This is a genomic window from Mycetocola tolaasinivorans (assembly GCF_003667565.1).
Classification (GTDB): domain Bacteria; phylum Actinomycetota; class Actinomycetes; order Actinomycetales; family Microbacteriaceae; genus Mycetocola; species Mycetocola tolaasinivorans.
Genome location: NZ_RCUX01000004.1, coordinates 319,623 through 326,867, shown reverse-complemented (window position 1 = coordinate 326,867; position 7,245 = coordinate 319,623). Strand labels below are relative to the sequence as shown.

At 68.3% G+C, this 7,245-nt stretch carries 8 protein-coding genes; 1 reads left to right on the top strand and 7 read right to left on the bottom strand.

Annotated features, from left to right (window positions below):
- Positions 1–20 precede the first annotated feature (20 nt).
- The 5 genes from D9V32_RS06980 to D9V32_RS16470 all read right to left on the bottom strand — a co-directional run bounded on the left by D9V32_RS06980 (position 21) and on the right by D9V32_RS16470 (position 4,998).
- A complete protein-coding gene (locus D9V32_RS06980; RefSeq protein WP_121648164.1) occupies positions 21–515 on the bottom strand; it encodes a YceD family protein in 495 nt (164 codons plus the stop codon).
- 134 nt (positions 516–649) lie between these two features.
- On the bottom strand, positions 650–853 hold the full coding sequence (locus D9V32_RS06975) for a hypothetical protein (RefSeq protein ID WP_147440417.1): 204 nt from the start codon (positions 851–853) through the stop codon (positions 650–652).
- Between the two features lie 160 nt (positions 854–1,013).
- Positions 1,014–2,060 (bottom strand): NAD(P)H-dependent flavin oxidoreductase, encoded by a 1,047-nt coding sequence (locus tag D9V32_RS06970; RefSeq protein ID WP_121648162.1) that lies wholly within the window; start codon positions 2,058–2,060, stop codon positions 1,014–1,016.
- A gap of 13 nt (positions 2,061–2,073) precedes the next feature.
- Entirely contained in the window at positions 2,074–2,574 is a 501-nt protein-coding gene (gene coaD, locus D9V32_RS06965) for a pantetheine-phosphate adenylyltransferase (RefSeq protein ID WP_121648161.1), read from the bottom strand.
- Positions 2,575–2,673: 99 nt separating this feature from the next.
- Positions 2,674–4,998: an ATP-dependent DNA helicase RecG gene (locus tag D9V32_RS16470; RefSeq protein WP_245982137.1), complete on the bottom strand. Its 2,325-nt coding sequence runs from the start codon at positions 4,996–4,998 to the stop codon at positions 2,674–2,676.
- A gap of 79 nt (positions 4,999–5,077) precedes the next feature.
- Here D9V32_RS16470 and rsmD point away from each other — a divergent pair, with 79 nt between their 5' ends.
- Positions 5,078–5,638 carry a 16S rRNA (guanine(966)-N(2))-methyltransferase RsmD gene (gene rsmD, locus D9V32_RS06955; protein WP_121648160.1) on the top strand — a complete coding sequence of 187 codons (561 nt, stop codon included), beginning with the start codon at positions 5,078–5,080 and terminating at the stop codon, positions 5,636–5,638.
- A gap of 34 nt (positions 5,639–5,672) precedes the next feature.
- On the opposite strand, the gene D9V32_RS06950 is transcribed toward rsmD, so the two are convergent.
- On the bottom strand, positions 5,673–6,134 hold the full coding sequence (locus D9V32_RS06950) for a hypothetical protein (RefSeq protein ID WP_121648159.1): 462 nt from the start codon (positions 6,132–6,134) through the stop codon (positions 5,673–5,675).
- A gap of 98 nt (positions 6,135–6,232) precedes the next feature.
- A complete protein-coding gene (gene thiL / locus D9V32_RS06945; protein WP_121648158.1) occupies positions 6,233–7,240 on the bottom strand; it encodes a thiamine-phosphate kinase in 1,008 nt (335 codons plus the stop codon).
- Positions 7,241–7,245 lie beyond the last annotated feature (5 nt).

Below are 7,245 nucleotides of genomic sequence, written 5' to 3'. Positions count from 1 at the left end.
CGCTTGGGAACAGCCATGACTTATCTCTCTTCTGTGTTTCCGGCGTCCGGAGTGCCGGCGCCCTGGTCTGGGGAAAACTCCGCGAGCGCGGCCCAGCGAGGGTCAACGATTACACGGGGTTCATAGTCCGGAATATCTGCCAGACGCTCGCCAGTCTCGGGATCGAGACCGGGGCAGTCTGGCCGGCAAACCGGCTGAAACGGCAGTGACAAAACCACTGCATCTCTGATCAGAGGTTCAAGATCCACGTGGTCATCGTGAACCTCATGCTCGGAGGCTTCATCACTAGAGTACGCGAAAAGCTCGGCAAATTCGACTTCGACAGGCTCAGTGAACTGATCCAGGCATCGTCCGCACTCTCCGACGGCCTCGGTTTCGACCTGCGCCGTCACATAAATACCCTCGTGAACGGACTCGAGTCGAACCTGAACACTCAGGTCTTTCCCGGCCGGAACCACCATCAAACCCTCACCAAACTGCTCGGTCAGAGTGAGGGTGATTTCCTGCTCCCGCATTTCGCCGGGACGACCGTGAAGGTCTCGAACATTGACCGCAAGCGGGCCTTTTTTCACGTATCTCACGTGTGGAAGTCTACAGGCTGAATCCCCAGGTGGGCTCCCGGTTCGCCAGACGCATAACGGATGCGGCGCTAGGCGCGGTTCTGCGGCGCTACGACGCCCGAGTTGACCTTGCGGGACGGTCGACGCCCGAAAATGACGCTCAGGCTCATTCCCAGCAGCAAAACTGCCCCGACGCACAGCATCATCGAGGCGCTCTCCCCGGTGATCCACCCCGCCATGCCCGCAAAGTCGTTTCCGGACGGTGCATGAAACGTGTCGGGCACTACCGCCATGAACATCACCTTTCCTCGGGAACCGCGGGGCGGGATTAACGCACCATGCGGTGGGGTTCAGCGTAGCGGGTCGACCGCGGGAAGCGATATCCCTCAGAACGAGGGGGAGAGATTTTCGCTCCCACCCATCCGTTCGGCGTGTCGTGGAAGCCGAAGGCCGCTAGCGCGCCGCAGGGATGTCCCGCACCAGCGAGGTCATGATCTCCGCCGCCGGGGCCACCCGCACACCCTCGAAACCGGCGCCCGCCCACAGGTGCAGCTGCTCGGGATCGGCCTGCGCCGCGGCCTGAGCGCGCACCGCCGCGGTGAGGAAGTGCAGCGCCGGATACATCGTGGGTGCGTGATCGGAAAACGCCTCGGTGAACTGATTGCTCACGGCGCGGGCAGTTCGCCCCGTGAAGGCGCGGGTAAGGACCGTGGCACGATGACGCAGATCGTGCAGGGCCGCCAGATGGGCAGGCTTGGTGCCCGCCTCGGTCGCCCCGAGAAACAGGGTGCCCACCTGCGCGGCGGTCGCACCGGCGGACAGGATGTCTCGAACATCCGCGGCGTCGGCCACCCCGCCGCCGGCAAAAATCGGCCGGTCGGAGCGGGATCGGGCGTAGCGGATCAGCTCGAGAAGGTCCTGATCGTCGGCATCCTCCCCATCGATCCCGAGCACGGTGGCGCGATGCCCACCCGCGCGCGGGCCCTGAATACTCAGCACATCGGCCCCGGTATCGCGCACGGCATCGATGCCCTCACGTGAGGTTGCGCCCAGCACCACGCGCTTACCCGCCGCCTGCAGGCGTTCGATGATCGCCGGATCCGGGTATCCAAACGTAAACGACACAAACGCCGCCTCACTGGCCCGGGCGATACGCACCTTCTCGGCGAAGTGATCGTCGGACTCCTGTGGGGTCGCCGGCAGCAGGGCCGGATCGATCCCACCCCCGGCCAACAGCTGCTCGCGGTAGGCGGCATAGACGGCCGGGTCGATGCCCGGGTCGGCGTCGTTTGGGGCGAAAATATTGATGCCGAAGCGGCGTCCACTCAGCTGTTCCAGCTGAGCACTCAGTGCATCCGGGCTCAGATAGCCCGCGGCCACGAAGCCCAGCCCACCGGCATCGGCGACCGCGGACACCAGCGCCGGAGTGCTCGGGCCACCGGCCATCGGCGCGGCAATGATCGGAACCGAGAACCCCAGCTGGGCCAGCGCGGCGGACATCGAGGTCTCCGCGTTACCGGACGTCTACGGCGTGCGGTGCCGTCAGGAAGCGCGCCACAGCCGGGGGCACATACGGCGCAATATCGCCGCCGAGGGCGGACACCTGACGCACCAGGGAACTCGATACGTGCGCGTGTGCCGGGTTCGGCAGCATGAACACCGTCTCAACGCCCGCGAGGTTGCGGTTGACGATCGCCATCGGCGTCTCATAGGCCACGTCGATCTGCGACCGGATGCCCTTCACGAGCACCTGCGCGCCCACATCGGTGACGTAGTCGACGAGCAGGCCCATGCTCCAGGACGCCACCACGATATTGGTGGGGGCACCGGCATCGGCGAGGGCGGTTTCGATCAGGGACACCCGCTGGGCGATCGGCAACAGCGCCGACTTGCCGGGGTTGTGAACAACCAGCACGTGAACCTCGTCGTAGAGGCCCGCCGCGCGAATAATGACATCCAGGTGCCCGAGCGTAACGGGGTCAAAGGATCCGGGGACAACGGCAATCCGCTTCATGCCTTCACCCTATCGGTCACCCCTCCCCCAAGCACCAGTAACCATCAGGGAACTCCCAGAAGAAACCGGAAAGTTTCCCCGGGTTGCGAATCGCGTCGGCTAGTTCTTCGCCAGCGCGGCCCGCGCGGCGGCATCCACCTGACGGTCGAGCGCCTCGCGCAGCAGCGGCTGATCGGTGAGTTCGGGATCCGTGCCCACCAGCAATCCGGCATCCTCTCGGGCGCGCTGAATGATCTCGGCGTCATCCACCACCCGCAGCAGCCGAAGTGAGGAGCGTCCACCGGACTGCACGCTGCCGAGCACGTCGCCCTCGCGGCGCAACTCGAGGTCAATGCGGGCAAGCTCGAAGCCGTCGAGGGTCGAGGCCACGGCGTCAACCCGTTCTCGGGCGGTGGTTTCCTGCGGGGCGGCGGTTACCAGGAGGCACAGGCCGGGAAGCCCTCCTCGGCCCACGCGGCCGCGCAGCTGGTGCAGCTGGGAGACTCCGAAGCGGTCGGCGTCGAGCACCACCATCGTGGAGGCGTTCGCGACGTCCACACCCACCTCGATCACGGTGGTGGCGACGAGCACATGAATCTCGCCCGCCTGGAACGCCCTCATCGTGGCGTCCTTCTCCTCACCACTCATGCGGCCGTGCAGGGGTTCGATGCGCAGCCCCGCCAGGGCGGGGGTCTGCCGCAGCTCGGCGAGCACGGTTTCGACCGCGGCACGGGGACGCACCGGAGCATCCCCCTCGGCCAGCGCGGGATCGGCGGGGCCGGGGCCGGCCTGCTCATCCGGGCTCTGCCGCGAGCCGCGGCCGCCGGTGGTCGGGGCGGCGTGCACGTCGGCGGCGACCTTCAGCGGCGCGCGGCGGCCCGTGGTTGTGGGTTCGGGGGCGGCGATCGGTTCCGGTTCGGGAACCGGTTCGGTCGAGGGGTCCGGATCGATCGCCGGGCACACCACAAACGCCTGCCGCCCGCGCGCGATCTCCTCCCCCATGCGCTCCCAGACGCGCCCCATCCAGCCGGGGCGATCGGCCAGCGGCACCACGAACGACTCGATCGGCTGCCGGCCCGCGGGCAGCTGCGCAATCGTGGACACATCGAGGTCGCCAAACACCGTCATCGCAACCGTGCGCGGAATCGGCGTCGCGGTGAGCACGAGCGTATGCGGCGGCCGGTGGCCCTTCTCGCGCAGGGTTTCGCGCTGGTCCACGCCGAAGCGGTGCTGTTCATCCACCACCACGAGGCCCAGATCGTAGAAGTGCACGTTATCGGACAGCAGGGCGTGCGTTCCGATCACGATCTTCGCCGCACCGGACACCACGCGCAGCAGCGCACGCTTACGCTCGGCCTGGGGCATCGCGCCGGTCAGGAGGGTGGGCATGAGCTCGGCGGCCAGATCCGGCCCGAGGGAGTTCACGATCGAGCGCAGGTGCTGGCTCGCGAGCACCTCGGTGGGTGCGAGCAGTGCCGCTTGGCCACCGGAATCGGCTACCGCGAGCATTGCGCGCAGCGCCACGAGCGTTTTACCCGAGCCCACCTCGCCCTGCACCAGGCGGTTCATCGGGGCATCCTGCGCGAGATCGTGCTCGATCTCGGCCGAGACCGTGCGCTGATCGTCGGTCAGGGAGAACGGAAGCGCGGCGTCGAGGCGATCCCGGTAGCCGCCGGGGCTCGCCTGACGCACCGTCGTGGGGTGTACGCGAGCACGGGCACGCTGCTGCAACAGCGCGGCCTGGAGCAGGAAGGCTTCGCGATAGCGCAGGGTGTGCCGGGCCTGCTTCCAGTCGGCGTCCTGCTCGGGGCGATGGATCAGCTCGACCGCCTTGCGATAGGACAGCAGCTTCTCGCGCTCGCGTACCGAGGCCGGCACCGCGTCCTCGAGCGGGGGCAGGGCATCGAGCACCACGCCGATGGCCTTCGCGACCTGCCAGCTCGCCACGGTCGCGGTGGCGGGGTAGATGGGGATGGGCTGATTTGCCCAGCGGTTGGCGCTCGCATCGCCGGAATCGAGCTCGCGCTCGGCCGGATCGAACAGCTCGTAGTCGGGATGGGCGAGCTGCCGCGTGCCGCGATAGTCTCCCACCTTGCCGGCGAAGATGCCGCGGGCACCGGGCACGAGGTCTTTTGCGCGCCACGCCTGATTGAAGAACGTGAGCACCAGGACACCGCGGCCATCGGTGATCTTCACCTCGAGGATGGAACCGCGACGCGCGCGCATGGTGCGCTCGCGCACCTCGATGACGTCCGCCACGATGGTGATCGACTCCCCGAGCGGCAGGCTGTCGAGCGCGGTGAGCTCGCCACGCTTCGCATAGCGGCGCGGATAGTGCGTGAGGAGGTCGGAGACGGTGTGCACGTCAAAGGCACGCTCAAACGCGGCGGCCGTGCGGCCACCCAGAACCCCGTCGAGGCGGGCGTCAACGGCGGAGACACTCATGCGTCCAGTCTATGGGTCGCCGCCGACACCGCGTTCCCGTCGGCACCTACCGCGCGCGACCGCCCGCTAAACTTGCCGGGTGACTCGTATCGTTTCCGGCCGCGCCGGCTCCCTGGCCCTCAAGGTTCCCTCCGCGGGCACCCGTCCCACCAGCGACCGCGTGCGCGAGGCACTGTTCTCCGCGCTCGAGTCCCGCGGCTACCTCGACGATGCGCACGTCCTCGACCTCTTTGCCGGTTCCGGTGCCCTGGCCCTCGAGGCCATCAGCCGCGGAGCTGCGAGCGCCGTGCTGGTGGAAAAGGCCGCCTCGGCCGCGAAGGTGTGCACGCAGAACGCGAAGACCCTCACCCAGGCCATCGGTCGCGCCGACATCCGGGTGGTCGTGCGCGGCGCGCAGCCCTACCTCGACGAGGGTTCAGAGGACTACGATCTGGTCTTCATCGACCCGCCCTATGACTACACCGAGGATGAGCTGACGGCTCTGCTGGCCGCGCTGCCGCGCCGCCTCCGAAAGGACGGCCTGGTCGTGGTGGAGCGCAGCACGCGCTCCCCCGAGCCCACCTGGCCCGCGGGCCTGGAGCGCTTCGTGCAGAAGAAGTATGGCGAAACCACCGTGTGGTGGGCCGAGGCTAGCGCCTAGAACGCTCGCCGCGGCACGGCACGGCACACGAGCGTTACACGCGGCTAAGGCCCAGGGCGGCCCGCCCTGTCATGTTTTGCGCCACCATGCGATCGCAGCGCTCGCCCTGGGTCACGGCACCCACACTCGCGACGCAGAGGATCAGTGCGCCGGCCAGAGCGGGCAGCGTCATCGGGTTTACCGGGCTCAGCTGAAGCTCAGCGATTGCCACCACGGAGGTGCCCACGAGGGCAGAGATTCCGGCGGTGAGGGCGATGCGCAGGCTTCGCTTCACGTTCCGCAGCATGGTCCACGCGATGTATCCGGAGAGAAACGCGCAGAAACCGGTGACCGAGCCCACCAGGACCCCGCCAAACAGGGCCCAGGCAAGGAAGCCTCCCACACCGGGGCTGGCCATAAGGTCGACGCCGATAGCCGCGCCGAACACAGCCGCACCAATAGCGGCGCCGAATACCGCCGAGATCAGCGTTGCGGCAATGAGTCGTGTGAGTGACATGTCTTCCCCCGGGTTGACCGTGCGCCGCCACCCGGCGTGCGCGTTCATCCCTACAAAGATACCTCACGTGATCTTTTGGGCGGGAGGGTAACGGGCACCTATCCGCGCTGACCGTCCCAGGCGGTGTACGGATCCCAGCCGAGCTTTCCGTCGAGGGGCACCCCGTCGCACAGCACCCCGGAGCCCTCTCCCACCACACCGATTGCACGGAACGGTGCGGGGAGCGCGGCCCCCGCGGGGAACGTCGCCAGCAGCGCGTGATCCTCTCCGCCGCGAATGGCCCGTTCGAGGTTGGGTTCCGCGGTAAACGCACCGGAGAACAGGTTCAGGGAAACCCCACTAGCGCGCGCAATACGCGATGCGTCGAGGGCGAGGCCGTCGGAGACATCCATCATCGCGGTGGCACCGGCGCGCGCCGCGTCGATTCCAGCCGGCAGGGGCGGCCGCGGGGCCAGCTGAGCGGCGATGAGTTCGGGCTCGCGGGCGCGCAGGGCGGCGGTGGCCGCGGCATCCGGTGTGCCCTGGGCGTCGACGCCCTCGGCAAAGAGCAAGTCGAGCCCGTGGGCCGCCCGGCCCGCGTCCCCGGCCAGGGCGATGACGTCGCCGGGGCGCGCCCCCGAGCGCAGCACGGCCGCGCGATCCTCGAGATCGCCAAACGCGGTGATCGCGAGGGTGAAGGTATCCGACACCGAGAGGTCTCCGCCCACCACCGCGCAGCCCGGCGCGAGTTCGGCGCAGGCGGCGCTCAGACCGTCGGCGAGCTCTTCGAGCGCGGTGAGCGGGAGGTCCGCGGTGGCCGCGATGGCCACCACGAGGCCGGTCGGGCGTGCACCCATGGCGTAGACATCGGCAAGGTTCGTGACCGCGGCCTTCCACCCCAGTTCGAACGGCGTGTGCCAGGCCCAGCGGAAGTCGGGGCCGTGAATCATCATGTCGGTAGTCACCACGTATCGCTCGCCCTGCTGGCGCATGACGGCGGCGTCGTCCCCCGGGCCCACCTCGGCCGTGGCCGCGGCGGCATAGCGCGGCAGGATTCGGTCGAGAATCTCAGACTCGCTCGCGTCTCGAACGAGACGGGGCGTTTCGGCGGCGGGGGTTTCGGACATACCCC

Bases quoted from the DNA above. Each gene is read 5' to 3' on its own strand.
- thiL (WP_121648158.1), bottom strand. From the start codon at position 7,240: ATGTCCGAAACCCCCGCCGCCGAAACGCCCCGTCTCGTTCGAGACGCG.
- D9V32_RS06980 (WP_121648164.1), bottom strand. From the start codon at position 515: ATGCGGGAGCAGGAAATCACCCTCACTCTGACCGAGCAGTTTGGTGAG.
- D9V32_RS06950 (WP_121648159.1), bottom strand. From the start codon at position 6,134: ATGTCACTCACACGACTCATTGCCGCAACGCTGATCTCGGCGGTATTC.
- coaD (WP_121648161.1), bottom strand. From the start codon at position 2,574: ATGAAGCGGATTGCCGTTGTCCCCGGATCCTTTGACCCCGTTACGCTC.
- D9V32_RS06975 (WP_147440417.1), bottom strand. From the start codon at position 853: ATGGCGGTAGTGCCCGACACGTTTCATGCACCGTCCGGAAACGACTTT.
- D9V32_RS06970 (WP_121648162.1), bottom strand. From the start codon at position 2,060: ATGTCCGCCGCGCTGGCCCAGCTGGGGTTCTCGGTTCCGATCATTGCC.
- D9V32_RS16470 (WP_245982137.1), bottom strand. From the start codon at position 4,998: ATGAGTGTCTCCGCCGTTGACGCCCGCCTCGACGGGGTTCTGGGTGGC.